Raw genomic sequence first — 23,691 nt, forward strand, 5'->3', positions numbered from 1 at the left:
ATCGCCATGAGCCGCCCCGTCGTCGTCACCGGCCTCGGCCTCGTCTCCTGTGCGGGCGAGGGCGTCGAGGCGCACTTGGCCGCTCTCGACGGGGGGGCCGCGCCGCGCACGGACAGCGCGACCTTTGCGCCCTACCCGGTTCATCCCGCACCGGCGATCACTTGGGACGGCCAGATCCCCAAGCGCAGCGACCAGCGTCAGATGGAGGCGTGGCAGCGGCTCGGCGTCTATGCCGCCGGCCTCGCCCTCGATGCCGCGGGCGTGAAGGACGATGCCCCTTTCAAGCAAGTGCTGCACCTCGTGGTGGCGGCGGGCGGCGGCGAGCGTGACTATGCGGCGGACGGGGCGATCCTGACCGGCCTGCGCGACGCCGCCGATCCGGGTGCCTACCTGAACGAACGCCTGCAGAACGACCTCCGCCCGACGCTGTTCCTGGCTCAGCTCTCGAACCTGCTCGCCGGCAACATCGCCATCGTCCATGGGGTGACGGGCGCATCGCGCACCTTCATGGGCGAGGAATCCGCCGGGGTCGACGCCCTGCGGATCGCCCAGGCACGGATCGCGTCGGGCCAGATCGACGCGGTCTTGGTCGGCGGCTCCTACAGCGCCGAGCGGCCGGACGTGCTGGTGATCCACGAAATGGGCGGCTACCTCGTCCGCGACGCCTACCGGCCGGTCTTCGCGCGCGGCGATGCCGGGGGCTTCATCCTCGGTAGCTGCGCGGCCTTCCTGATGCTCGAATCCGACGCCCATGCCGCCGCCCGCGGCGCCCGCGCGCTCGCCCGGCTGGAGCCGGTGGCCAGCGATCGGACCCGGCGCGCGCCCGGCAGCGTCGCGGGCAGCCTCGAGACGCTCTGGCGGCAGGCCGGCCTCTCGGCCCCCGATCATGTCCTCTCCGGCGCCACCGGGGTCGCGCCGGTCACCGCGGACGAGCGCGCTGCGCTGGCGCGACTTGCGCCGGAGGCGCGCCTGCGCGCCCTCGGGGACGTGATCGGGCACGGGCTCGAAGTGGCGGCCCCGTTCGGCGCGGCGCTCGCCGCGGCCCTGCTCGCCAGCGGCGGTGCCCGCGAGGTCGCCGTGACATCCGTCGGCCACCGGCGGGGCGAGGGCGTTCTGCGCCTCGTTCCGGCGTGAGCGGTTTTGTTCGTCGCGGGGGCGCCGGTTGCGGCAAATCGTGCGCCCGGACCGCAGATCTCGTGCGCCGGCGCTCGGTTGTACGGGGCTATCCCGCTGTTCAAGCAGCCGTTCTGACGCTGCCGAGCGGGAATGTCCGGACAGAGTTTCCCGGATCGCAGGCCCGGTTGCCGACAGAAATATTTCCCTGCGCTTGCCAAAAAACCGCGCCCGGTTTATTTCAACCGCATCGGCACGTGTCCGGATATCTTGGACCGTTACGCCTTCGCAGGGCGGTTCTGACTTTCCTATCGCTATCGGTCGATACCGGCACCCTCTCGCATGGGTGGGTGCCCTCTCTCACTATGCCTGCGAAGATCAAGGACTTCCATGAGCACCGGAACCGTCAAGTGGTTCAACGAGACCAAGGGCTACGGCTTCATCCAGCCGGATGACGGCGGCAAGGACGTGTTCGTCCACATCTCGGCCGTCGAGCGCGCCGGCCTGCGCAGCTTGAACGAGGGCCAGAAGGTCTCCTACGAGCTGGAAACCGATCGTCGCAGCGGCAAGCAGTCCGCCGGTCAGCTCCAGACGGCCTGATCGCCGTCCGAAGCGTGTTCCGCGAAGCCGCTCCCCTCGGAGCGGCTTCTTCGTATCCACCCTCCCATCTCTGCCTTCCCTCTCTGGGCGACGGCCTCCGCCGCGCCCGATCCAGGAGTGTCTGTGAGCTTTCTGAACAAGCAAGGTGTCGTCGATCGCCTCGAGACCGCCGCCAAGGCGCGCTCCGAGATGCTGGCCCGGTTCCGAGCCCGCCCGTCCGCTGACGACCCGGCCGTCCTGGCCCGCCAATCCGCCCGCCGCGCCGTGGTGGATGCCCGTGAGGCCCGTGCCGCCGAACGCGCCGCCCAGCGCCAGGCCGAGATCGAGCGCGCCGCCGCGATGGCCGAGGCCGAGCGGCTCGCCGAGATCGAGCGCAAGCACGCCGAGCAGCTGGCGGCCCAGGAGCGCGCCAAGGCGCTGCAGGCCGAGCAGAAGGCCCAGCGCGACGCGCGCTACATCGCCCGCAAGGCGAAGGCCCAGAAGCGGCGCTGAGCCGCGGCTGCATCGAATCCCGTTCCGCGAGGCCGACATGTCACACAAGTTCAAGATCGGCCAACGCGTCTGCCGACCCCGGCTCGGCCTCCCCGGCGACAAGGGGGAGAGCGAGATCTTCGAGATCCTGCGGCTCATGCCGGAGGACCAGACCGGGGAGCCGAGCTACCGGATCCGGACGCAGACCGGCGAGCGGGCGATCCGCGAGAGCGACCTCGTCGAGGCGCCCCAGCCCTGATCCGGACCGCTTCACAGCGTCCGGAACATCACCAGTGCATCGACCGTGCCGAGCTTCGGGTGCCGGAAGGCGTCCGGGAGCCGCCCGACGACGGCGAAGCCGAAGCTCTCCCAGAGCCGCACGGCGCGGACGTTCGTGCTCACCACGAAGTTGAACTGCATCGCCGAGAAGCCCCGCGCCCGAGCCCAGTCGAGGGCGTGCGTGCACATGGCCCGGGCGACCCCGCGGCCCGAGGCGGCCGTGTCGGTCATGAAGCCGCAATTGGCGACGTGGGCGCCCCCGCCCGCCTGATTGGCCCGTAGGTAATAGGTGCCGCGCACCGTCCCCTCCGCTTCGGCCACGAAGGTCTCGCGGTCCGCGCCGGTCCAGTAGGCCAGGGCTTCGCCCTGGCTCAGGTCGGGGTCGAGGGCGTAGGTCTCGCCGGCCCGAATGGTCGGCATGATGATGCGGAGGATCGCCGCATGGTCGGTCGCGTCGGCGGCCCGGATCGTCAGGCTCAACCGAATTGCTCCCGCAGGATGCGCTCGTCGAGACTGTGGCCGGGATCGTGCAGCAGCACGAGTTCGGTGGCGCGGTCGAGGGACGTCTCCACGGTGCAGACCCGACGAAACTCGGTGTGGTCGGCGACGGCCGCCACCGGTCGGTGCGGTGCGTCGAGCACGTCGATGCGGATCCGAGCGTAGTCGGGCAGGAGCGCACCGCGCCAGCGCCGCGGACGGAAGGCCGAGATCGGCGTCAGCGCCAGCAGCTTCGCGTCGAGGGGCAGGATCGGACCGCCCACCGACAGATTGTAGGCGGTGGAGCCCGCCGCGGTGGCGACCAGCACGCCATCGGCGATCAGCAGGTCGAGCCGGACGTTGCCGTCGACGGCGATCTTCAGCTTGGCGGTCTGGTGCGTCTGGCGCAGCAGGTAGACCTCGTTGATCGCCCGCGCCCGGTGGGAGCGGCCCTCGGTGTCGAGCACGTCCATCACCAGCGGATGGATGACGCTGCGCTGGGCCGCCTCAAGATGCTCCAGGAGGTCATCGTCGCGGAACTCGTTCATCAGGAAGCCGACCGTCCCGCGGTTCATCCCGTAGATCGGCTTCGGATTGTCCATGAAGCGGTGCAGCACCTGCAGCATCAGGCCGTCGCCGCCGAGCGCCACCACCACGTCCGCCTCCTCGGGCGGGACGTGGTCGTAGCGCCGCATCAGCGCGGCGGCGGCCTCGCGGGCATAGCCGGTCGGGCTCGCCACGAAGGCGATCTTGTTGAAGCGTTGCATCGATCAGGTGCAGCCACGCGGGCGCGTCGGGGTCCGGTCTGGCTTCACGTCACGGCTCCAATCTGCTGAGCGAACCGCCCGGTTGACGTCCCAGGCCGGCATGCGCCTCACTTCCGCGGGCACACGCGCAACCGGAGGCATAGCATGGAGCGTCCGCTCCTCGTCTACACCACCTTTCCCGACCTCGCGTCGGCGCTCAACATCGGCGAGGCCCTGGTCCGCGAGCGTCTCATCGCCTGCATCAACGTGCTTCCGGGCATGCAGTCCGTCTACAGCTGGAACGGCGCGGTGGAGCGCGGCACGGAGGTCGCCGCCCTCCTCAAGAGCCGCGAGGGCTTGGCGGATGCGCTGGCAGCGGCCCTTAAGGCGCGCCATCCCTACGACACGCCGATCATCCTGCACCTGCCGGTCGCCGGCGCGGATGCCGACACGGCGGCCTGGATCCAGGCGGAGACGCAACCCGGCGGAACGGCGGGGAGCCCGCCTCACACCGCCTGATCGACGAGGCCGAACGCCGGTCCGCGATCCGAGCCGGGCGGCGCACCGCGACCGTCCAACCGACCCTGTCAGGTTGCCGCCATCGAGGTTCGGACCCGCACCAGACACCTTGCGACAGGTCCGGCATCCTCGGTCTGAATGGCGTCACGCGTTCCTTCTCCCGCATGCGCCCAAGGATACGCGCCGAGCACGACGCCGGATGCACCGCCTTCGACGTGGCCGGGGACAGCGCTAAACCCCTGTGGATAGGATCGCTTCACCGGCGGCACTGGCTGATCCGGCAAGCCTTGTGAAAATCGATCCGCTTCAATGCCTATCGATTTAGCAAAATCACGAAGTTTATTCCGAGATTGGAATATTTATCTCCGTTGATCCAAGATACGCGAATGCATAGGTTTGATTTTTGCGGCCGAGCGCAGCTAAAATATTGCGAATGACTCGTTGAATCATTCAAGTAGGGGTGCTGGCGTCATGGGTCTGTCCAGACGTGCGGGTTGTGTGGCCTTGGTCCTGTTGGCTTCGGGTGTGCGCGAGCCGAGTGCCCTGGCGGCCGGCAGGCCGGCGAGAGAGCCACTGATGACCATCGAGCCGGCGCCCGCCGGTCCTGCAGGTCTCGCCGCGACCGATCCACCTGTCCTGCGGTACGGTGCTTTGTACGCCGACGATACGGGGCACAGTCATGTCCAATATTGTGACCTCAAGAATTTTGTCTTTAAGAGCTACGCGCCCCCCGCCGCGCCGCAATACGTCGGCTTTCCCCCGGGCGCGGTGAAATCGATCAAGTACGCGGTGCTTCCTGTCGGTTATGTCGGCACGTGGCACACGGCTCCGGGACCGCAATGGGTGATCACTCTGTCGGGCCGTTGGTCGGTGGAGGCGACGGACGGCTCGGTGTTGGAGCAAGGCCCGGGCGAGGTGGAGTTCAACGCCGACATCGGTTCAACGCCCCAGGGTCCGGATGGCCATGTCGGGCACCTGACCCGGCAGGTCGGCGACGTGCCGAACGTGCAACTGATCGTCTCGCTGAAGGAGCGCACGGGGAAGGCACGCTCGACCGATCCGTGTCAGCCAACCCCACAGTGATCGGTAGGCCGGGCTGACGAGAGGCCAGCGGAGGCTGGACACCGACCCCGCCCCGCCTCGGCCAGTCAGGCCCCGCTCACCGGGTAGCTGCGGCCCTTCCAGGTGGCGGCGCCGGCCCGCTCGCGGCGCAGGAGCACGTTCCACTGGATCGCCAGGGCGACCGCGACCGCGACCGGGTGGAGCGGGATCGTCGCCCACGGCGCTCGGACGGCCACGGTGATGGCGGTCCGGGTCGCCAGCGACAGGCCGAAGGCCACGATGGCCAGGATCAGTGCGGCCGTCGGCATCAGGCCGAGCAGCCCAGCCAGGACGAGGAGGGGCGGCAGGCACTGGCCGCACCCGAGCAGGACGGTCCAGACGGGGAGGGCGCGGGGCGTGGCCATGCCCTCGTGGGCGTTCTTGGAGAAGCCGGCCCAGGCCTGTGCGAAGCCGTCATACATCCGGCAGGTCGCCAGTGCCGCGGCCGCCACGAGATCCGTCCGGTAGCCCGCGGCACGGAACAGCCGCGACAGGCGCACGCCGTCGTGCAGGCAGGCGCGGATCGCGCCGTGGCCGCCGGTGGCGGTGTAGGCCGCCCGCTCGACCAGGATCAGTTGTCCGCAGGCGGCGCCGAGCGACGGATCGGGCAGGCGGCGCATGAGCGGCACCGGCAGGTAGCCCACCAGCAGGAAGTCGATCATCGGCACTGTCAGCATCTCGCCGAGCGTGTCCGTGCGCTGGCGGGGCACCCCGCTGACGAGGGCCGCGCCGGTGCGACGGGCCTCGGTCGCCAGAGCGGCGGCGGCCCCGGCCTCCAGGCGTACGTCGGCGTCGATGAACAGCAGGCGTTCGCCGCGCGCTTGGCCGACCATGTGGCTGCAGGCGTGGTTTTTGCCCGTCCAGCCGTCGGGCAGGGGCGGGACCGGAACGAGGCGGAGACGCGGGTCGCCGATGGCGCGCACGATCTCGGGTGTCGCGTCCGTGGAATGGTCGTCGCCGACGATCACCTCCACCGGGACCCCCGTACTGGCGAGGGCCGCGCGGACGGTGGCGTCGATGTTGCCGGCTTCATTGCGCGCCGGGATCAGGATCGAGACGAGCCCGGTCTCCGACCCGGGCTTCGGCCGGCGCAGGACCGCGAGGTTCACCGCCGCCAGCCCGGCCGGCAGGAGGGCGGCGAGCAGGCAGAGCAGGGCCAGGCCGGTGAGGAAGGAGTCGGTCATGGCCCGCGCCGCGGTGCTGTCGCGCCAGGACCCGGGATCGCACGGCGCGGGGCGAGAGCGGAGGGTTTCATCCGGTGCGATCCTGCCTGCCCGTCGCGCGGTGTGCCGGATCGAAGCGCCGTCCGGAGAGCTTGGCCGCGAACCGCCGCCACAGATCGTAGAAGCCGCCGACGCCCTTCCGACCGGAGACGAGGGCGCGGAAGCGCCCGGGCTCCCGGCTGATGACGTCGGCGCTGAGACGGTCGAGGATCGCGATGAGATCGGATTCCAGCCGGGCCAGTCGCCTGTCGCGCGGGAGCGCCGCGAGTTCGGATCCGCCGATCGCCGGCCCGAAAGCCGCGAAGGCCACGGCGCCCCGCTCGTCCCAGAACGCGTACTCCACGGCGAGCGGGACGAAGAGGGCATCGGGGGCGATCTCGGCGAGCCGCGCCACGCCGGGCCTGAGGGCCAGCGGCCGTGCGCGGGCATCGGCGAAGCGGCCCTGCGCGGTGATCCAGAGCATGCCGTCGGGCGCCCCCAGGATCGTCCGGGCGGCCGCCAGGAACTGCGCAGCCCCCCGGGGGCTGTCGAGATCGACGCCGAAGGCGCCGATCCGCTCGAAGATCCGGTAGCGGGCCAGCATCGCGGCGTCGAAGGGCGCGCGGCTTATGCGGTCCGGATAGAGGCGGCCCGCCAGCACGATGATCAGGGCGGCGTCCCACCAGGCCGGATGGTTGCAGTAGACCACGATCGGGCCGGGATGGCTCGCGGCAGGCGGCGTGCTCCAGAGCGGCAGGCGGAGTGCGTCGAGATGGCGGTGCAGGTAGCGCTCGAACCAGGCCACCATGAACCGGCGGATCCGGGGCGAGACATGGGGCAGGGGCGCGCCGCGTGTGCCTCGCCCGCCCCCCGCCACGGGGGGAGGGGATGGCGGCGCCGGTGTCACGCCGAGGCGCGCAGGGCGCCGCGCGCGTCCTGGTCGTGCGCGTCGGCGGCGATCCAGCCGGACATCATCACCATCGGCATGCCTGGACCCGGATGGGCGGCACCGCCCGCGAGGTAGAGGCCGCGCACCTGCCGCGAGCGGTTGCCGGGCTTGAACGCACCCATCACCCGCCCGTGCGAGGCGAGGCCGTAGATGGCGCCGTTGAGCACCCTGTAGCGCTCGTGGATGTCCTGCGGGGTCAGGTGGCGCTCGACGACGATGCGCTCCTCCAGGTCCGGCATGCCGCCGGTGCGCTTCAGCTTGTCGAGGATCGTCCGGCGGTAGTTCTGGAACAGCGGCCCGTCCGGGCGCCAGTCGTGGTGCGGGCGCAGATACGGCGTGTGCACGAGGACGTACAGGGCCTCGCCGCCCTCCGGCGCCACGCTCGGATCGGTGGAGGAGGGGGCCGCGAGGTAGGCGGTCGGGTCGGGGGCGGGCTCGCCCTTGTTGTAGATGTAGTCGAACTCCTCCTCGGGGTCCCGGGAGAAGACGAAATCGTGGTGGTTGAGGTGCTCGTAGCGCCTGTTCAGGCCGAGATAGAGCACCACGCCGGAGCAGGCCGGCTCGGGGTTCTTCTTGGCGTAGGTCTTGGCCGCCTCGCCGCCGACCAGTTCCCGGTAGGTGCGGACCGAATCCATGTTGGAGATCACCGCGTCGAAGGGCGTCATCCCCGCGGCCGTGCGCACGCCACGGACGGCGCCGTTGGCGGTCTCGATGCCGGTCACTTCGGTGTCGGTCCTGCAGGTCGCCCCGAGTTCCTGGGCTAGCTTGGCCAGCCCCTCGGCCACCGCGCGGGTGCCGCCCATCGGATACCAGACCCCGTCGGCGGTCTGCATGTGGGCGATGGCGCAGAGCACCGCCGGTGCGCCGTAGGGCGAGGACCCGACATACTGGACGAAGTGGTCGAGCATCTGCGCGAGCCGGGCGTCCTTGACCTTGCCGCGGATCGTCGAGGCCACGGAGGCATGCATGCGCAGGGACAGCACGTCGCGCAGCGTGCCGGGATTCATGTTGGCCCGGATGTTGATCGTGTCGAACAGGTCCTCCACCGGCTTCCAGAAGAAGAACTTCTCGGAGACCTCGTGAAGGTGCTCGGAGATGGCGAGGAACTTCTTGTAGCCTTCGCCGGTGCCGGGGGCGAAGCGCTCCATGTCGCCCGCCATCCGCTCGACGTCCTGCATCAGGTCGATGTGGGTGCCGTCGTCGAAGAAGCAGCGCCATTGCGGATCGAGGCGGCGCAGATCCATGTAGTCGTGGACCGAGCGGCCGGCCTCCGCGAAGATCCGCTCCAGAACCCGGGGCACCGTCAGGATGGTCGGACCCATGTCGAAGCGGAAGCCGCCCTCGTGGAGCACCGCCGCCTTGCCGCCGAGCCAGCCGTTCTTGTCGTAGACCGTCACGCGGTGGCCCCGCGCGGCGGCGACGCACGCGGCCGCGAGTCCGCCGAGCCCGCTGCCGATGACGGCGACCGTGGAATCCTGGCTCATCCTGCTGGGTCGCTCCCCGGGCCGACGATGGTGTGGCCCACGACAGCGAAGCTAGACGTGCGACCGGGCGGGTCAACGCGCCACCCGGTCGCGGTGGGTCATGATCAGGCCGCGCCTGTGGAAAGCCGTGCCAGGAAGTTGCCGATTTCCCGGCGGCGCAGCGCGGCCTCCAGCACCTCCGGGCCGAGTCCGTGGCGCCACGCCAAGCGGGCCGACGCCGCGTCGGCGCGATGCTCCAGCGCGGCGACCTCGTCGGCGTAGGCGGCCACAGCCGCGCGATCCGCCGCGAGCCCCGCCTCGACGATCGCCGTGTCGCAGAGGCGCAGCATCGCGGCGAGTTCGTCGAGATCCAGTTCGGGGTGATATTGCGTGCCCCAGAACCAGCCGGCGCCGTGGCGGATCTCCAGCACCTGGATGCCGAGGATCCGGTTGCCGGCCAGCACGCGGGCGCCCGGCGGCGGCTCCAGCACGGCATCGGAATGGATCGCCGGGGCGTCCCAGGCGGCCGGGCGCCCCGCGAGCAACGGGTGGGTGCGGCCCTCTTCGGTCGGGGTGATCGCCCGGGCGAAGCCGTATTCCGGCCCCCGCGGATTGTCCGCGACCCTGCCGCCGGTCACGACGGCGGCGACCTGCATGCCCCAGCACGATCCGAATACCGGCAGGCCGGCCGCCAGGGCGGCGCGCATGAGGTCGAACTGCCGGGTGACCGCGGGCGTGGCATCGGACACCTTGAGGGTCGAGCCGGTGAAGATCAGCCCGTCGGCCTCCGAGAATGGGATCGGCAGGGCCGCGTCGGCATCGGCCGGGCTCATGAGGGTGCAGGTCGCGTCCGGGGCGAGGGCGCGCACCACCGCCGCGTAGGACTGGGCCGAGGTGCGCCCCGTGGCGGCCACGTGCCGGTCGCGGGCCGCGCGATCGTTGCCGTCGGCGATGAGCAGGCGGAGCATGGAGGTCCTTCGTTGCGCGACGGGGCGGACCCTGCCCGATCGGCGCCCCCTCTGTCCGCGCGCGGCTGGTCGCACGACCGGCGCGGATCGTCGCGGCCTTGAATCGCCGCGCAGGTCAGACCGTCCGCCGCGCCGCCAGGGCGAGCGCCACGCCCAGCCCGAAGAGGGTGAGCGCCCCCAGCACGCCCAGGGCCGGTACGGCCGCGCCAAATCCTTCGCCCAGCGCGCTCTGATAGGCCTCGATCGCCCAGGCGTTGGGGGTGAGCCAGCCGGCCTGCTGCAGCCAGGGCGGCATCAGGAACCGCGGAACCATCGAGCCGCCCACCGCCGAGAGCAGCAGCACCCCGAAGGTCGAGGCGAGGTGCGCCTGCTGGCGGGAGGCCGCGAGGGCACAGGCGGCCAGGGCCAGCCCCGCCGCCATCGCGGAGACCAGGAGGCAGGTGGCCAGGAAGGCCGGCCAGTGCGGCCCGATCTCGACCCCGTACAGCAGGGCGGCGGCCAGGAAGATCAGACCGGCCTGGACGAGACCCTGCAGCGTGAGGAAGCCGAATTTGCCGAGTACCACCACCGGTAAGCCGCCCGGCCCGGCCATCAGCCGCTCGGCCAGGCCCGTCTCGCGCTCCTCCACCAGGGACATGGCCCCCTGCATGGCCGCGAAGAGCAGGAAGACGGCGGTGATCGCACCGGCGTAGTAGCTCACCCTGGCATTCGCCGTCCCGGCCGCGGTGCTGCGGTGCTCCACCAGCGAGGCGAAACTGAAGGGCTCCTTCTTGGCCCGCTGCTCGGCGAAGGCCTCGTCGAGGAAGCGGCGCTCGTCGGGACTGATCTTTCCGGTGCGCTCCACGTCGGCGACGACCCGCGACAGGATGACGTCGGGCAGCGCCTCGTTCAGTACCCGTTGGAGCTGCCCGAGGGCGATCGGGGTCGCGAGCGCCTTTGCGGGGTTCTCCACCAGCACCACCGGCTGATCGGCGGGGCCGGGCGCACCGTCCGAAGGCGCGGCGATCAGGTCGCCGCGCAGGACCAGCGCCACGTCGACCTCGCCCGACCGCACCGCCTGCGCCACGGTCGCGATGTCGGTCGCGGGGAGCCGCGTGACCCGCAGGGAGGCATCGGCCGCGAGGGCATCGGCGAGCCGCTCGGTGGCCGCGGTGCGGGCGAGATCCGCCAAGCCGAGATGGATCCGGATCCGGTCGCCGACCGCACCGGAAAAGATCGCCGCGAAGATCGAGAAGATCACAGTCGGCAGCACGAAGGCCATCACCAGCGCGGCCCGGTCGCGCAGGAGCGTGAGGAGCATCACGCGGAACGCGGCGCCGATCATCCGGCCGCTCCAGCCCGGAGCGGAGGGGGCTCGGGATCCGCCACGCCGCGCGGGCGGAGCGCATCGAGATAGAGCGTCTCGAGCCGCGGCGCCCGAACCCGGATCTCGGCCACCGGAACACCCTGGGCACGCAGGGCGCCGAGCAGAGCCGCGCCGTCGAGCCCCGATCGCTCCACCGAGCGCCAGACCAGACCGCCCGGCTCGGCCGGCGCGAAGCCGGCTCGGCGCAGCACACCCTCGGCCTGGCCCGCCACCGGAACGGCGAGGCTGAGTTCCCGTTCGGGGGCGCCTGTGCGCAACTGCGCCAGCAGATCGCCGAGCCGGCCGGCCCGCACGATGTGGCCCTGCGCCAGGAACGCCACCTGGGTGGCCAGACGCTCCGCTTCGGCAAAATCGTGGGTGGCGATCAGGATCGCGGTCCCGGCGGACTTCAGCCGATCGAGGACACCGTGGATCGCCGCCCGGGCGGCGAGGTCGACGCCGCTGGTCGGCTCATCGAGGAGCACCAGCCTGGGACGGTTCATGAGGCTCGCCGCGATGTTGACCCGGCGGCGGTACCCCCCCGACAGGACCCCGACCGGGCGCCGGGCCACGTCGGCGATGTCGGCCATCGCCAGGGCCGCGTCGACGGCAGCCCTCCGATCGCGCCGGGACACGCCGGCCAGCTGGCCAAACACGCCGAGATTCTCCGAAACGGTCAGCCGTGGGTAGAGGGCGATCTCCTGCGGCACCCAGCCGATGGCGCGGCGGACGCGTCCTTCGCGGTAGGGGTCCGCTCCGGCCACGCGTACCGACCCCGCGCTCGGGTTGAGCCGTCCGGCCACGAGGCGCATCAGCGAGGACTTGCCGGCTCCGTTCGGCCCGAGCAGCGCCAGGGTCTCGCCGGCCGCGAGGTCGAGGTCGACCCGATCCAAGACCCGCCGTCCGCGGAGGTCGAGGCCGACATCCGCGATCCGGACGAGGGGATCGTCCATCGCTTCACCGCCTCGGAAGCGCGCGGGCGAGGCGTACCCGCACGGCGGCACCGGGTTCTCGCAGCACGAAGGCAGCCGCGGTGAAGTCGGGCCGTTCCCGACGCCCGGCGGCGCCCGAGAAGCCGTAGGGCTCCAGCGGAAGGCCGAGGCCGGTGCGGTCCAGGCGGCCGTTGCCGTTGGCATCCTGGTAGGCCGCCACCGCGTAGGTTCCCGGGCTCACGCCCGGGAAAGTGAACAGCCCCCGATCGGCGGAGGCCGGGGCATCGTCGCCCCGGACGCACGACCCCTCGGATAGCCCCCCTTGGCACAGGGCGACGCGCACCTGGCCGCCCCCCGGCTCGATCCCGTCGACCTCGACCTGCACGGTTGCGGCCGAGGCGGGCAGGGTGATGAGGCAGAGCCAGGTCGCCAGCGCGATCGGACCGCGGCCCGTGTGGCGGCGGCCGCGTCTCCGGTTCGGCGCCCCGCTCACGAGGCCTCGCCGGAGGTGGCCAGGGGGGCCGTCTCGGGGATCCCCGCCGAGGCGGCGGCGCGAGCGCCGGCCAACTCCTCGATCAGCAGCCGGGCGGAGATGCGGGCGCCCTCGTAGATCACCGGCAGGCCCGAGCCCGGATGGGTGCCGCCGCCGACGATGTAGAGACCGGGACCGAACCGGTTATGCGGCCGGAAGTAGAGCATCTGCATCAGGTCGTGGGAGAGGTTGAAGGTGGCGCCTTCGTGGACGGCGAAATCCTCTTCCCACTGCGTGGGATCGATGATCCGCTCGTACCGGATCCGGGATTCGATATCGCCGAGCCCGAGGAGCTTCAGCCGTTCCAGGATCAGGGCGCGGTAGGTCGCCCGCGTCGACGGCCAGTCGATGCCGGCCTTCAGGTTCGGCACCGGCACCAGCACGTAGAGGGCGGTCTGGCCTGGCGGCGCCATGCCGCCATCCGTGTAGCCGGCATGCTGCACGTAGAGGGAGGGCTGCATCGGCAGCGTCCCCTCGGTGATCTCCTGGATGTTCTTCTCGTAGCCGTCCGCCAGCAGGATGGTGTGGTGCCCGAGGCTGTCGGGCATTTTTCCGTCGATGCCGAGATAGAGCATGAAGGTCGAGCACGAGAGCCGGGCCTTGGCGATCTTGGCATCGCGCCAGCGCGGCCTCTGGCGTTCCGGCACGAGGGCACGCACGACCTTGGCGAAGTCGCCGTTGATCAGCACCGCGTCGGCGTTGAACGTCTCGCCGTTCGCCACCACCCCGCTCGCGCGCTTGCCCTCGAACAGCACCCGCTCGACGTTGGTGTTGAGCCGGAGATCGACGCCCATGCGGCCGGCGAGCCCGGCCATGGCGTCCGACACTGCGCCGCAGCCGCCGACCGGGTGGTAGACCCCGTGCTCGTATTCAAGGAACGACAGGATCGTGAACAGGCTCGGGCACCGGAACGGCGACATGCCCAGGTACTTCGTCTGAAACGAGAAGGCGAGGCGCACCCGCGGGTCGGCGAAATGGCGCTTGAGGTCGCGGTCCACGCTCCGGCCGGGATGCAGGTAGGGCAGGGCCGCCAGCATCGCGGGGCTCGCCATGCTGCGCAGGGTATGGAAGGCCTGTTCGAGCACCGGCTTGAAGTAGCGCAGCTTCGTCCGGTTCTCCGCGAAGAAGGCTTTGACGTTCTTGGCGTCGTCCGGTGCGACGCTGGCGATCTCGCGCTCCAGGCGCTCGACGTCGCCGGTTGCGCGGATCGTCCCCGAGATGCCGTTCTTCCCCTCGAAGACGAGGTGATATTGCGGATCGAGGCGTTCGAGCGTGACGTGGTCTTCGAGGCGCTCGCCGCAGCTCGCGAAGATGTCGGCGAGAATCTGTGGATACAGGAAGAAGGTGGGGCCGATATCGAACCGATACCCGCCCGGCGCCTCCACGGTCTTGGTCCGGCCGCCGACCTGCGCATCCTTCTCGAAGACGGTGACGTGGATGCCAGCCCGCGCCAGTAGAAGTGCGGCCGCGAGTCCACCTGGACCGGCCCCGACCACGGCCACCCGGCGTCCGGTCAGCGCCCGCAACCCATCCCCTGACTGAAGCAACGTCCTCGACTCCTCACAGAATCCCAATACCCCATGCGGCCAAGCTAGCTTGGCAACCGCGCGAGGCAATTGCAGCCGTTTGTCGCGCGCAGAACACCATACCCGATCCTGCCGTCGAAACGTGATCGCAAGGTTCGTGCGCGCTCGGCGGGCGGTGGTAGGTCGAGCCCGCCGGCCACGCATCCGGATCGGCGGCCTGCGCGCGGCCGTCGAGACCGGGGGCAAGTCATCGCTGACCGATCATCGCTGACCGAGCCGCTCGTACCAAGCGTGGGCTTGGGCCGGCGATGGTTCGAACCGCCGGGCGGAGGGCGATGCATGGATCCGGCGCCACTCCCGCGGCGCCACGCCGAACCGGGCTCGGAACGCGTGGCTCAGATGCGCCGGCGTCCTGAAGCCGTGTTCGCTCGCCAGGCGCGTCAGCGGCCGGGTCTCGAGCGGATCCTCCAAAGCGAGCCGCGTCGCCTCCAGCCGCTTCTCCCAGACGCGATGCATCACGCCGCCCGTGTCACGGAACGCCCGGTACAGCACCGTGCGTGAGACGCCCGTGCCATCGGCCAGCCATTGCGGCGAGAGGTCGGGCGCGCCGAGATGGAGGTCCATGACGCGTTCGGCCAGGGCGATGAGGCCGACATCGAGTTCCGGACCGTGCAGCACGTCCGGGGCGGAGGACGGGTCGAACAGGCGTCGGACGAAGGCCGTCAGCTCCCGCGCAAGCGCTTGCTCCTCGTCGGCCCCCGTCGTCGGAAGCCGGCGATAGAGGGCGTGCAGCCGGGCGATCAGCAGCCGGTTCCTCTCCCGGTCCAGGAAGGTCGGGATGCGCTCGATCACGAGGTCGTCCAGCAAGCGACGCGGGATCGTCAACCCGATCGCGCTGGACCGCACGCCATGGGCATCGAGTTCGCGCCCCATGTTGGCCGCCATGATCCGGTTTCTCTGCTGCACCACCGTGCAGCCCGCGATCTCCCCGGACAGCCCCCCGGAGACGTACAGCATGAAGGTGAAGTGATCCGGGGTCGCCGCAGCATGGCGGCGGTCGCGGATCATGCGCTGGGCGGAGAAGACCATCCGGCTGGCGAGGATGTCGCCCAGCATCGTGCAGGACAGGTTTCCTCGCGGCGTTGGGCCATCCGGGACCTGCTCGACGCGGATGATCGGCGCCATCAGATCGCGCCAGGCCGCGAAGGCCTGCGCCGGATCGAGCGTATCCGTGTTGAAGTGAAGGGTCGGAATGATCGACATGCGGTGCAGCGCAGCGTCCGTCCTGCGGATCCATCGATCCTACTTGAAAGGCGCGTGCGCGAAACGTCGATCGGTTGGCGTTATGCATGCGGAACAGTGCGGAGGGCGCCTATTCCCCGGCGCCGGCACTGCGATGATTGATGTCCGCGCCATGCCGGCCCCACCGGGGGCCGGCCGGTATCGCGTGCGGGACGCAGGCGGCAGGACGCACGGGCAGGACGCACGGGCAGGACGCGCTCGGAAGCCGTGCGACCGGTTCCGGCTGCACGGCCCAGCAACCGTCACGCCAGGCCGAGCCGTCCCTGACCGCGGGCGATGGCTTGCAGGGCGATGCCCGCGGCCGTGGCGACGTTCAGCGAGTCGAAGCCGGCGGCCATCGCGATGCGGATCGGCCGTGCCCGGGTCAGGGTCGCCGCGTCGAGGCCGGGCCCCTCGGTGCCGAGGATCAGGAGCGCCCGCTTCGGGACGGCGAGTGCATCCAGGGTCTCGCTCGCCCCCGGGCTGAAGGCCAACGGCTGAAGGTCGAGGGCCTCTGCGCATTGCAGCCAATCCTGCGCCGCCGGGAGCCGGGCGAAGGGCTGGATCAGGGCGGCCCCGGCCGAGACCCGGATGCTCTTGCGGTAGAGCGGATCGCAGCTCGCCCCGTCCAGCAGCACCGCATCGGACCCGAAGGCGGCGGCGTTGCGGAAGGCGGCGCCGACATTGTCGTGGTTGGTGAGGCCTGCGAGCCCGAGCACCATGGCCGGCGCGGGCGAGGGCGGGACGAGCCCGGCGGGATCGGGCTCCGCGCCGCGCAGGCCGACCGCGAGGACGCCGCGATGGATCGGAAAGCCGGCAACCGCGCTCATCACGCCCTTGCCGGCGCGAAACACCGGCGGCGGTTCCGGACAGGCGGCGACGGCGGAGGCCAGACCCGGCCAGCGCTCCGGCGCGATCAGGATCGATGCGGCGCGGAACCGGCTGCGGCGGCCGAGGAGCAGCCGCAGGGTCACCTCTCCCTCGACGATGAAGCACCCGGCGCGGCCGACGAGATCGCGCTCGCGCATCCGGGTGTAGGGCTCGAGGCGGGGGTCGTCCGGGTCGGTGAGGGTTTCCGGTTCCGGGATCACCTCAGCCCTGGGACCGCTCGGTGCGGCTCACGAGCGGGTCGGCCTCGGCCTTGGTCGGGACCTTCACCAGCGCCTCGCCGTCGAGGACGGTCTCGCCGCCCACGGAGCACCGGCAGGCGAGGCGCGCGCGTCGCCGCTCGGGCATCAGTTCGGCCACCGTCACGGTGACGTCGACGACGTCGCCGATCCGCACCGGGGCACGGAAGTTCAGGGTCTGCGAGATGTAGACGGCGCCCGGCCCGGGCAGGCGGGTGCCGAGCACCGCGGAGATCAGCCCGGCGGTGTACAGGCCGTGGGCGATGCGGGTGCCGAACGGCGTGCGCGCGGCGAAGTGCTCGGAGAGATGGATCGGGTTGCGGTCGCCTGTGATCTCGGCGAAGCCCACCACGTCGGAGGAGGCGATGGTCTTCGACAGTGTCTCCGACAGTCCGACCTCGAGATCCTCGAAATAGAGCACGCGCAGTTCGGGCAGCATGACGCGGCAGACCTCCGGTTCCGGCCGGTCTCTCATCGGGTGCGGCCGGCTCCGACAACGGCGTCGCACGATCGCGGCGCCGAATCCACCCGGACAAAGGCGTAAGGCCGTCGAACTTTCTTGAGCCGCGGCCATGGATTTCTCAACAGCCGCTCGACAGCGACCCGCGTGTCGGCGATGAGGCGTCCCGTGATCGCCGATGAAACGCCCAGGCCCGCGCCGCCCGCCCTCCGTTCGGTCGTCGCCCGCGTGGCGGCGCTGAACCTCGGCTATTTCGGCATCGAGATCGCGGTGGCGCTCGCCATCGGCTCGGTGGCGCTGATCGCCGACAGCCTCGATTTCCTGGAGGACGCGGCGATCAACCTGTTGATCTTCGCGGGTCTCGGCTGGAGCGCGCGCAACCGCGCACGCCTGGGGACCGCCATGGCCGGCATCCTGCTCCTGCCGGCGTTCGCGGGTGCCTGGGCGGCCTACGGCAAGATCGCCGACTTCACCGCCCCCGCCGCGCTGCCGCTGACCCTCGCGGGCCTCGGGGCGCTCGCCGTCAACCTGACCTGCGCGCTCATGCTCGCCAAGCATCGCTCCGGGTCCGGCAGCCTGACCCGGGCCGCCTATCTCTCGGCGCGCAACGATGCCGTCGCCAATCTGGCGATCATCGCCGCCGGTCTCGTGACCGCGCTCGATCCATCCCCCTGGCCGGACCTCGTCGTGGCGGCGGGAATCGCGATCCTCAACGCCGACGCGGCCGCCGACATCCTCCGGGCCGCGGCGGCCGAGCGCAGAGCCGCGCGATAACGGCCCTCCGAGCAGCGACAGCCATGCGCATCTTCCCGGTCTCGGACCTGCACCTGGAGCGGCGCCGGCTCGACCTGATCGCGCCGCCCGCGGCACCGTTCGACCTGCTCGTCTGCCCCGGCGACCTCCACGAGGGGCATCCCGAGCGGGGGCTCGCGGCCCTGCTGCACCTCGCACAGGCCCGGCCCGTCGTGCTGGTGCCGGGCAACCACGAGCGCTACGCCCCGACTGGAGACGGGCGGACCGCCGTGGAACTCCTGGCCGCCCTGGAAGCCGAGGTCGCGCGGTTGAACGCGCTCGGCGCCCGGATCCACCTGCTCCAGCGGTCGCAGAGCCGCGTCATCGACGGCGTGCGCTTCGTCGGCACGACCCTGTGGAGCGACTGGACCCTCGCCGGGCGCTGGCTCGCGCCCGACGCACCGGACCGCCCCGCCGATCCGGTGGCCTATGCGGCCGCCCGCATGACCGATCCGGTGACGGGCTCGCGGGAGTATCTCGGCGCGATCCGCAAGGCCGACGGCAGCTCCTGGCAGCCCGCGGACGCGATGGCGGAGCACCGGATCGAGCGGGCGGCCCTGCACGCGGCGCTCCGGATCCCGCACGACGGTCCGACCGTCGTGGTGACCCATCACCCGGCGAGCCCGCTGGCGGCGGACCGGTTCCGGGACGCGCCCGGCGTCCCCTGGTGGGTGCCGGCCTTCTACGCCAGCACCGCCCTCGACGATCTCGCCGATCCCGAGCGGCCGGAGCTGTGGATTTCGGGCCATTTCCACGCGGGCCACGACATGGCGGTCGGGCGTTGCCGCTGGGTCTCGAACCCGGTGGAGGGGACGACCTATCGCAGTGATCTGGTCCTGGACGTCGCCGGCCCCTGATCCAATCCCGGCTCGCAGGCCTCGAACCATCGGCTCCGTGCTGTTGCACACGACTTGGCCCTGAGGGCGGGATGCCGGCCGCGCGAACACCCGTCCCATCTCGATCGGCCCCGGATCCCGGGGCCTCGGTTCGGGGTTCCCATGGTCGGATTCAGCCTGACGTCACGCGGGGTCGCGGCGGCGTCTCTCGCCGTCACCATTCCCATCGCCGTCACCTCGGCGGCGACGACCGCGCGGGCGGCGTCCGCGGCCCAGCCCGGCCAGACGGTCGGTCTGCCGGTCGGCGCGCAGCTGCCTGTCGGATTGTACTTCGTGAACCTGTCGAGCTTCGGCGTCCGCGGGACGCGACCCCGCGACTCGGCGACGAACGTCAACCTGCCGACCTTCGCCTGGGCGACCCCCTGGGACGTCGCGGGCGGGCGCCTCCAGTTCTTCTTCACGCAGCCGATCGCGGCGGCGAGAAGCCAGGGAGCGCCCTATCAGAGCGGCGTCGGCCAGCAATTGCTGGCCGCCCAGCTCGCCTGGGATCTCGGACACGACGTGGGCGTCAGCTACCTGTTCGGCGGCTACCTGCCGATCCAGACGCGCTTCCTGACCCAGTCCGCCTCGCTGACGCACCGCTTCGCGGTGAGCTACACGGGCCAGGACTGGAACCTCACGGCGAACCTGCTCCACGGCGTCTTCCTCGACACGCGCTCGCCGTCCGGTGTCCTGTATCCGGATTACCTGAATCTCGACCTGACCATGACGAAGAAGTTCGGCAGGTGGCAGGTCGGCGCGGTCGCGTTCGGGTCGAGCGACCTGCCGACCGCGGTGGCGAGCGGCCGGCCCCAGGGCCAGATCGCGGTGGGCGGCCTCGTCGGGTACAATTTCGGTCCCGTTAACCTGCAGGCCTACGTCACGCGCGACGTGGTCGAGCGCAATTACGGCGGCCGCGAGGTCCGCGGCTGGCTGCGCGCCATCGTCCCGCTGTACCAGGACAAGGGCGAGGTCGAGCCGAACCGCACCCTCGTGACCCGGCGGCAGGCCGAGTAGCCCGTCGCCGCGGGGCCTCCCCCATCGGCGCTGCTCGCCGCCCCGATGGGGGAGGCGAGCTCGCCGGGCCGCGCCGGCGCCTCAGCCGTGCACCAGCACGTTGCGGAACTGCCAGGGATCGCTGGTGTCGATGTCCTCCGGGAATAGGCCCGGGCGGTCGGTCAGCGGCGTCCAGTCGGTGTACACGCCCACGACCGGGCCGAGATACGGGGTCTGGACCTCCAGGCAGCGGCGGAAATCCATCTCGTCGGCCTCGACGATGCCCGCCTCCGGGTTCTCCAGCGCCCAGACCATGCCGGCGAGCACCGCCGAGGTTACCTGCAGGCCGGTGGCGTTCTGGTAGGGGGCGATCCGCCGGGTCTCCTCGATGGACAGCTGCGAGCCGTACCAGTAGGCGTTCTTCGCGTGGCCGTAGACCAGCACGCCCAACTCGTCGATGCCGTCGACGATCTCGGTCTCGTCGAGGATGTGCTGCTGCTCCTGGACCTTGGCGGCGTTGCCGAACATCTCGTGGAGCGACAGAACCGCGTCGTCGGCCGGGTGGTAGGCGTAGTGACAGGTCGGCCGGAAGACCGGCTCGTCGCCTTCGCGCACCGTGTAGTAGTCGGCGATCGAGACCGCCTCGTTGTGGGTCACGAGGAAGCCGAACTGCGCGCCGGCGGTCGGCACCCAGGTGCGCACCCGGGTATCGGCCCCCGGCTGCAGCAGGTAGATCGCGCAGCGCGAGCCCTTCTCCTGCTCGCGGGCATTGGCGGGCTTCCAGGTCTCGTGCGTGCCCCAGCCCAGCTCCGCCGGCTGGTTGCCCTCGGAGACGAAGCCCTCCACCGACCAGGTGTTGACGAAGACGCCGCGCGGCTTCGGGGTCTTGGCGCGCTGGGTGTCCCGCTCGGCGATGTGGACACCCTTCACGCCCAGATCCTTCATCAGCGCGGCCCACTCGGCCTTGGTCTTGGGCTCCGGCCGCTGCAGGCCGGTATCTTGCGCGATGTTCAGGAGTGCCTGCTTGACGAACCATGACACCATGCCGGGATTGGCGCCGCAGCAGGAGACCGCCGTGGTGCCGCCGGGCTTCTGTGCGCGGGCGTCGAGGATGTCCTGGCGGAGCGCGTAGTTGGTGCGGTCGCCCTGGCTCTTGGTCTTGTCGAAATAGAAGCCCGGCCAGGGCTCCGCCACCGTGTCGATGTAGAGGGCGCCCAGTTCGCGGCAGAGTTCCAGGATGGCGCGCGAGGAGGTGTCGACCGAGAGGTTGACGCAGAAGCCCTGTCCGCCACCCTCGGTGAGGAGCGGGGTCAGCACGTCGCGATAGTTCTCCTGGGTCAGCGCGACCTTCTCGAAGCGCAGGCCGTGCTTCTCGGCGAGCGCCCGATGGGTGTCGACCGGGTCGATCACGGTGAAGCGGGCGCGGTCGTACTCGAAGTGACGCTCGATGAGGGGCAGGGTGCCCCGGCCGATCGAGCCGAAGCCGATCATCACGATAGGGCCGGTGATGCGGCCATGGATCGGGTGACGGGTCGGCTGATCGGTCATGCGGGAGATCCTCAGTAGGGCGGATGCCGGGAGCGTCCGCGCGTCTGGCTCGCGGGCGGGTTATGGCGCGCGTGTGACAGTGCGGCGACAGGCCCGCGCCGTGGGTGCGGTGCCGGTGCGGTCCGGGGGCCGAGTCGCCGGAAACGCGCTCAATGGCGGCTCGACCGTCGCCGGTCAACCGCGCCTGTCGGAACCTTCCTTAACACACCCTTGCGCGAAAACACGCCCAAGTATGATCCTGGCGCATGCGGCCCCTGTCTCGACGCAAGTGGCAGGCCTTCGGCGCAGGGCTCATAGTGCGCTGCAGCAAGGCCGCGGAGACGGCTGTGAAAACTGGGGAGCGTCGGAACGCCCGGGATCTCGCCCTCGGAGTCCACCATGCTCGCGCTCATCACCTCCCGGATCCCCGGCCCGGTCGTCGAGACCGCCGACCGTGATCCCGGCTTCCTCACCCTCGTCTTCGCCGTCAGCCGCGCCCTGCGGAATGGTGTCGAGACCTCCTTCGCGCGCCGCTGCGCGCTCGCCCGCGCCGTCGGCGGGCCGAATCCGTTCTGAGGGCAGCCTCGTCGCACGGCGGCGTGCCGGGCGATTGCGTCGCCCCGGCTAGGGCTTTAGGCGGCATTCCCGTCTGATGGCCTCGGGGACTCGTGATTCCATGCCGACACTTCGCGCGCTCCTGCGACTCAGCCTGATCGCGACGGCGCTTCTGGCGGTCCCGATCCCGGCATCGCGCGCCCAGGATGCGGAGCCCGAGGCCGCTCCGGCCACCGAGGTGCCCTCCAAGGCCAAGCCGAAGCCTCGGCCGAAGCCGGCCGCGCCCAAGGCTGCCAAACCCGCGGAGGCAGCAAAGTCGGCGGACAGCGACGCGCACCCGGCGACGCCGGCCCACGCCGTCTGGCCTGCCGGCGCCAGCACCGTCAGCGAGAGCTACGGCGACTGGACGATGACCTGCACCCGACCGAACGACAAGGTCACCTGCATCGTGGCCCAGGCGCAGGGCGATTCGCAGACCGGTCGGCGCAAGTTCGGCTTCGAGCTGCAGACGCCCGCGAACGGCCGCTCCGAGGGGGTCGTGCTGATGCCCTTCGGCCTCGCCATCGAGCCGGGTGTGTCCTTCAAGCTCGACGAGCAGACCCTCGGCAAGGGTGCGCCCTACATGACCTGCAGCGCCGAGGGCTGCATCGTTCCGATCAGCTTCCCGACGCTCGCACTCGACGGGATGCGCAACGCCAAGACGCTGACCGTCACCGGCCAGAAGACCGGCGGTACGGATCCGGCCACGATCACCGTTCCCCTGACGGGCTTTCCGCAGGCCTTCGACCGGGCCGTCGCCCTCAGCGGCTGAGGCCTGCGGCGGTCGGCGGCCTTTTCCGGTTACGGTTAAGCCAGCGTTAGCCGCGCTGCCCCAGGATCCCGCCGAGATGTGGCGCCGCGCGCCGCGGCCCCGTCCGGGCCGCGCGCCGGGTTCGGATCGGCGAGGCGATGGGATCGGTGGGCGGGCGACCCCGGGTCGGTCGAGGGCGTTGTGCGCGGCTGCTGGCCGCGCCGCTGGCGCTGCTCGCCTTTCTGGCGGCGGTCGATCCGGCCCTGGCCGCCCGGCTGATCGGCGCGAAGGGCAACGAGATCGGCGGCGGCGCCGGCGGCTACGGCCGGATCGTGCTCACCTTCGACAAGCCGGTCGCGGTCAAGGCCAAGCTCGCCGGCGGCGTGCTCCTCGTCGGTTACGGCGAGCGGATCGCGCCCGGACCCGAGCATTTGGCCGACGAGATGCCGGCCTTCGTCGCCAGCGTGCGCCGCGATCCCGACGGCACCGGCCTTCGGCTTGCCCTGCAGCGGCCCTATCGGATCAACGTCCAGTCGGCCGGGGAGCGCGTGTTCGTCGACCTGCTGCCGGAGGGCTGGTCCGGCCTGCCGCCGCCGCTTCCGGCCGAGGTGGTCGCCGACCTCGCTCGCCGAGCCCGGGCCGCCGAGGAGGCACTCAAGGCGCGCCTGCCGGTCCCGGTCCGCCGGCCCCTCCCGCTCGAACTCGCGCGGCTGCCGACGCTCACGCGGCTGTCGCTGCGCCTGCCCGCGGAGGCCGTCACCACCGTGACTGCAGAAGGCCCCGCGACCCGGGTGCGGGTGATCGGCGCCTGGACGATCGATGCGGGTGAAACCCGCGGCCGGCCGCGGCCCGGCATCGCCAAGCTGGCGACGGAGGTCGACGCGACCTCGGCGAGCCTCCTCGTCACGCCCGAGGACGGCTTCGCCATCGGCACCGAGCGCGAGGACGGAGCCCTGTTCGTGGACGTCGTCCGGCGGAAGCCGCCGGAGCCGGCGACGGCCGCCGTCGACGTGCCGGGCCCCGCCGTTGCCCAGCCGCCGCCGTCGCTGCCGGTGTCGCCGCGCC

General features: G+C 71.2%; 25 protein-coding genes and 1 pseudogene. 12 read left to right on the forward strand and 14 right to left on the reverse strand.

Going from position 1 to position 23,691, the window contains the following annotated elements:
- Positions 1-6 precede the first annotated feature (6 nt).
- From ACXJKQ_RS17725 to ACXJKQ_RS17740, 4 genes are all read left to right on the forward strand, one after another.
- On the forward strand, positions 7-1,134 hold the full coding sequence (locus ACXJKQ_RS17725; protein WP_457107044.1) for a beta-ketoacyl-ACP synthase: 1,128 nt from the start codon (positions 7-9) through the stop codon (positions 1,132-1,134).
- A 369-nt stretch (positions 1,135-1,503) separates the two neighbouring features.
- Positions 1,504-1,713 (forward strand): cold-shock protein, encoded by a 210-nt coding sequence (locus ACXJKQ_RS17730; RefSeq protein ID WP_010683690.1) that lies wholly within the window; start codon positions 1,504-1,506, stop codon positions 1,711-1,713.
- 123 nt (positions 1,714-1,836) lie between these two features.
- Positions 1,837-2,205: a DUF6481 family protein gene (locus ACXJKQ_RS17735; RefSeq protein ID WP_457107045.1), complete on the forward strand. Its 369-nt coding sequence runs from the start codon at positions 1,837-1,839 to the stop codon at positions 2,203-2,205.
- A gap of 37 nt (positions 2,206-2,242) precedes the next feature.
- Positions 2,243-2,443: a hypothetical protein gene (locus tag ACXJKQ_RS17740; RefSeq protein ID WP_457107046.1), complete on the forward strand. Its 201-nt coding sequence runs from the start codon at positions 2,243-2,245 to the stop codon at positions 2,441-2,443.
- Between the two features lie 11 nt (positions 2,444-2,454).
- Here the strand turns inward: ACXJKQ_RS17740 and ACXJKQ_RS17745 are convergent, their stop codons facing one another.
- Positions 2,455-2,937, reverse strand: a complete 483-nt coding sequence (locus tag ACXJKQ_RS17745; RefSeq protein ID WP_457107065.1) for an N-acetyltransferase family protein — start codon at positions 2,935-2,937, stop codon at positions 2,455-2,457.
- Positions 2,938-2,939: 2 nt separating this feature from the next.
- Entirely contained in the window at positions 2,940-3,707 is a 768-nt protein-coding gene (locus ACXJKQ_RS17750) for an NAD kinase (protein ID WP_457107047.1), read from the reverse strand.
- Between the two features lie 144 nt (positions 3,708-3,851).
- Here ACXJKQ_RS17750 and cutA point away from each other — a divergent pair, with 144 nt between their 5' ends.
- Positions 3,852-4,205, forward strand: coding sequence for a divalent-cation tolerance protein CutA (gene cutA, locus ACXJKQ_RS17755; RefSeq protein WP_457107048.1), 354 nt, complete (start codon positions 3,852-3,854; stop codon positions 4,203-4,205).
- A gap of 576 nt (positions 4,206-4,781) precedes the next feature.
- Positions 4,782-5,288 carry a hypothetical protein gene (locus ACXJKQ_RS17760; RefSeq protein WP_457107049.1) on the forward strand — a complete coding sequence of 169 codons (507 nt, stop codon included), beginning with the start codon at positions 4,782-4,784 and terminating at the stop codon, positions 5,286-5,288.
- A 65-nt stretch (positions 5,289-5,353) separates the two neighbouring features.
- On the opposite strand, the gene ACXJKQ_RS17765 is transcribed toward ACXJKQ_RS17760, so the two are convergent.
- From ACXJKQ_RS17765 to croR, 11 genes are all read right to left on the reverse strand, one after another.
- Complete coding sequence (locus ACXJKQ_RS17765) at positions 5,354-6,490, reverse strand: glycosyltransferase (RefSeq protein WP_457107050.1); 1,137 nt, start codon at positions 6,488-6,490, stop codon at positions 5,354-5,356.
- A 67-nt stretch (positions 6,491-6,557) separates the two neighbouring features.
- Positions 6,558-7,316 (reverse strand): lysophospholipid acyltransferase family protein, encoded by a 759-nt coding sequence (locus tag ACXJKQ_RS17770; protein ID WP_457107051.1) that lies wholly within the window; start codon positions 7,314-7,316, stop codon positions 6,558-6,560.
- Positions 7,317-7,411: 95 nt separating this feature from the next.
- The gene (locus ACXJKQ_RS17775; protein ID WP_457107052.1) at positions 7,412-8,941 is read right to left on the reverse strand and encodes a phytoene desaturase family protein; all 1,530 of its coding nucleotides are present in this window, start codon (positions 8,939-8,941) and stop codon (positions 7,412-7,414) included.
- A gap of 104 nt (positions 8,942-9,045) precedes the next feature.
- The gene (locus ACXJKQ_RS17780) at positions 9,046-9,888 is read right to left on the reverse strand and encodes a type 1 glutamine amidotransferase (RefSeq protein ID WP_457107053.1); all 843 of its coding nucleotides are present in this window, start codon (positions 9,886-9,888) and stop codon (positions 9,046-9,048) included.
- A 115-nt stretch (positions 9,889-10,003) separates the two neighbouring features.
- On the reverse strand, positions 10,004-11,212 hold the full coding sequence (locus ACXJKQ_RS17785; RefSeq protein WP_457107054.1) for an ABC transporter permease: 1,209 nt from the start codon (positions 11,210-11,212) through the stop codon (positions 10,004-10,006).
- A complete protein-coding gene (locus ACXJKQ_RS17790) occupies positions 11,209-12,186 on the reverse strand; it encodes an ABC transporter ATP-binding protein (protein ID WP_457107055.1) in 978 nt (325 codons plus the stop codon). The genes ACXJKQ_RS17785 and ACXJKQ_RS17790 overlap by 4 nt, the downstream gene beginning before the upstream one ends.
- Positions 12,187-12,190: 4 nt before the next feature.
- A complete protein-coding gene (locus ACXJKQ_RS17795; RefSeq protein ID WP_457107066.1) occupies positions 12,191-12,598 on the reverse strand; it encodes a DUF2141 domain-containing protein in 408 nt (135 codons plus the stop codon).
- A 56-nt stretch (positions 12,599-12,654) separates the two neighbouring features.
- Positions 12,655-14,244: a phytoene desaturase family protein gene (locus tag ACXJKQ_RS17800; RefSeq protein ID WP_457107056.1), complete on the reverse strand. Its 1,590-nt coding sequence runs from the start codon at positions 14,242-14,244 to the stop codon at positions 12,655-12,657.
- A gap of 240 nt (positions 14,245-14,484) precedes the next feature.
- Positions 14,485-15,486, reverse strand: a complete 1,002-nt coding sequence (locus ACXJKQ_RS17805) for a helix-turn-helix domain-containing protein (protein WP_457107057.1) — start codon at positions 15,484-15,486, stop codon at positions 14,485-14,487.
- A 281-nt stretch (positions 15,487-15,767) separates the two neighbouring features.
- On the reverse strand, positions 15,768-16,592 hold the full coding sequence (locus ACXJKQ_RS17810) for a TrmH family RNA methyltransferase (protein ID WP_457107067.1): 825 nt from the start codon (positions 16,590-16,592) through the stop codon (positions 15,768-15,770).
- Between the two features lie 4 nt (positions 16,593-16,596).
- Positions 16,597-17,070: a 3-hydroxybutyryl-CoA dehydratase gene (gene croR / locus ACXJKQ_RS17815; RefSeq protein WP_457107068.1), complete on the reverse strand. Its 474-nt coding sequence runs from the start codon at positions 17,068-17,070 to the stop codon at positions 16,597-16,599.
- A gap of 177 nt (positions 17,071-17,247) precedes the next feature.
- Here croR and ACXJKQ_RS17820 point away from each other — a divergent pair, with 177 nt between their 5' ends.
- The 3 genes from ACXJKQ_RS17820 (at position 17,248) to ACXJKQ_RS17830 (ending at position 19,775) form a co-directional block, all read left to right on the forward strand.
- Positions 17,248-17,865 (forward strand): cation transporter, encoded by a 618-nt coding sequence (locus tag ACXJKQ_RS17820; RefSeq protein ID WP_457107058.1) that lies wholly within the window; start codon positions 17,248-17,250, stop codon positions 17,863-17,865.
- Positions 17,866-17,888: 23 nt separating this feature from the next.
- Positions 17,889-18,740 carry a metallophosphoesterase gene (locus tag ACXJKQ_RS17825; protein WP_457107059.1) on the forward strand — a complete coding sequence of 284 codons (852 nt, stop codon included), beginning with the start codon at positions 17,889-17,891 and terminating at the stop codon, positions 18,738-18,740.
- 141 nt (positions 18,741-18,881) lie between these two features.
- Entirely contained in the window at positions 18,882-19,775 is an 894-nt protein-coding gene (locus tag ACXJKQ_RS17830; RefSeq protein ID WP_457107060.1) for a transporter, read from the forward strand.
- An 81-nt stretch (positions 19,776-19,856) separates the two neighbouring features.
- On the opposite strand, the gene ACXJKQ_RS17835 is transcribed toward ACXJKQ_RS17830, so the two are convergent.
- Positions 19,857-21,302 carry a homospermidine synthase gene (locus ACXJKQ_RS17835; RefSeq protein WP_457107061.1) on the reverse strand — a complete coding sequence of 482 codons (1,446 nt, stop codon included), beginning with the start codon at positions 21,300-21,302 and terminating at the stop codon, positions 19,857-19,859.
- A 378-nt stretch (positions 21,303-21,680) separates the two neighbouring features.
- Here ACXJKQ_RS17835 and ACXJKQ_RS17840 point away from each other — a divergent pair, with 378 nt between their 5' ends.
- From ACXJKQ_RS17840 to ACXJKQ_RS17850, 3 genes and pseudogenes are all read left to right on the forward strand, one after another.
- Positions 21,681-21,857, forward strand: a complete 177-nt coding sequence (locus tag ACXJKQ_RS17840) for a hypothetical protein (protein WP_457107062.1) — start codon at positions 21,681-21,683, stop codon at positions 21,855-21,857.
- A gap of 100 nt (positions 21,858-21,957) precedes the next feature.
- Positions 21,958-22,647: an invasion associated locus B family protein gene (locus ACXJKQ_RS17845; RefSeq protein WP_457107063.1), complete on the forward strand. Its 690-nt coding sequence runs from the start codon at positions 21,958-21,960 to the stop codon at positions 22,645-22,647.
- Positions 22,648-22,784: 137 nt separating this feature from the next.
- Positions 22,785-23,691, forward strand: a pseudogene (locus ACXJKQ_RS17850) (hypothetical protein); the annotation flags it as partial.

The sequence above is a fragment of the Methylobacterium sp. P5_C11 genome, assembly GCF_054049775.1.

Coding starts and splice junctions, on each gene's coding strand:
- ACXJKQ_RS17725 (WP_457107044.1), top strand. CDS start 7: ATGAGCCGCCCCGTCGTCGTCACCGGCCTCGGCCTCGTCTCCTGTGCG.
- ACXJKQ_RS17730 (WP_010683690.1), top strand. CDS start 1,504: ATGAGCACCGGAACCGTCAAGTGGTTCAACGAGACCAAGGGCTACGGC.
- ACXJKQ_RS17740 (WP_457107046.1), top strand. CDS start 2,243: ATGTCACACAAGTTCAAGATCGGCCAACGCGTCTGCCGACCCCGGCTC.
- ACXJKQ_RS17750 (WP_457107047.1), bottom strand. CDS start 3,707: ATGCAACGCTTCAACAAGATCGCCTTCGTGGCGAGCCCGACCGGCTAT.
- cutA (WP_457107048.1), top strand. CDS start 3,852: ATGGAGCGTCCGCTCCTCGTCTACACCACCTTTCCCGACCTCGCGTCG.
- ACXJKQ_RS17760 (WP_457107049.1), top strand. CDS start 4,782: ATGACCATCGAGCCGGCGCCCGCCGGTCCTGCAGGTCTCGCCGCGACC.
- ACXJKQ_RS17765 (WP_457107050.1), bottom strand. CDS start 6,490: ATGACCGACTCCTTCCTCACCGGCCTGGCCCTGCTCTGCCTGCTCGCC.
- ACXJKQ_RS17770 (WP_457107051.1), bottom strand. CDS start 7,316: ATGGTGGCCTGGTTCGAGCGCTACCTGCACCGCCATCTCGACGCACTC.
- ACXJKQ_RS17775 (WP_457107052.1), bottom strand. CDS start 8,941: ATGAGCCAGGATTCCACGGTCGCCGTCATCGGCAGCGGGCTCGGCGGA.
- ACXJKQ_RS17780 (WP_457107053.1), bottom strand. CDS start 9,888: ATGCTCCGCCTGCTCATCGCCGACGGCAACGATCGCGCGGCCCGCGAC.
- ACXJKQ_RS17785 (WP_457107054.1), bottom strand. CDS start 11,212: ATGATCGGCGCCGCGTTCCGCGTGATGCTCCTCACGCTCCTGCGCGAC.
- ACXJKQ_RS17790 (WP_457107055.1), bottom strand. CDS start 12,186: ATGGACGATCCCCTCGTCCGGATCGCGGATGTCGGCCTCGACCTCCGC.
- ACXJKQ_RS17805 (WP_457107057.1), bottom strand. CDS start 15,486: ATGTCGATCATTCCGACCCTTCACTTCAACACGGATACGCTCGATCCG.
- croR (WP_457107068.1), bottom strand. CDS start 17,070: ATGCTGCCCGAACTGCGCGTGCTCTATTTCGAGGATCTCGAGGTCGGA.
- ACXJKQ_RS17820 (WP_457107058.1), top strand. CDS start 17,248: ATGAGGCGTCCCGTGATCGCCGATGAAACGCCCAGGCCCGCGCCGCCC.
- ACXJKQ_RS17825 (WP_457107059.1), top strand. CDS start 17,889: ATGCGCATCTTCCCGGTCTCGGACCTGCACCTGGAGCGGCGCCGGCTC.
- ACXJKQ_RS17830 (WP_457107060.1), top strand. CDS start 18,882: ATGGTCGGATTCAGCCTGACGTCACGCGGGGTCGCGGCGGCGTCTCTC.
- ACXJKQ_RS17835 (WP_457107061.1), bottom strand. CDS start 21,302: ATGACCGATCAGCCGACCCGTCACCCGATCCATGGCCGCATCACCGGC.
- ACXJKQ_RS17840 (WP_457107062.1), top strand. CDS start 21,681: ATGCTCGCGCTCATCACCTCCCGGATCCCCGGCCCGGTCGTCGAGACC.
- ACXJKQ_RS17845 (WP_457107063.1), top strand. CDS start 21,958: ATGCCGACACTTCGCGCGCTCCTGCGACTCAGCCTGATCGCGACGGCG.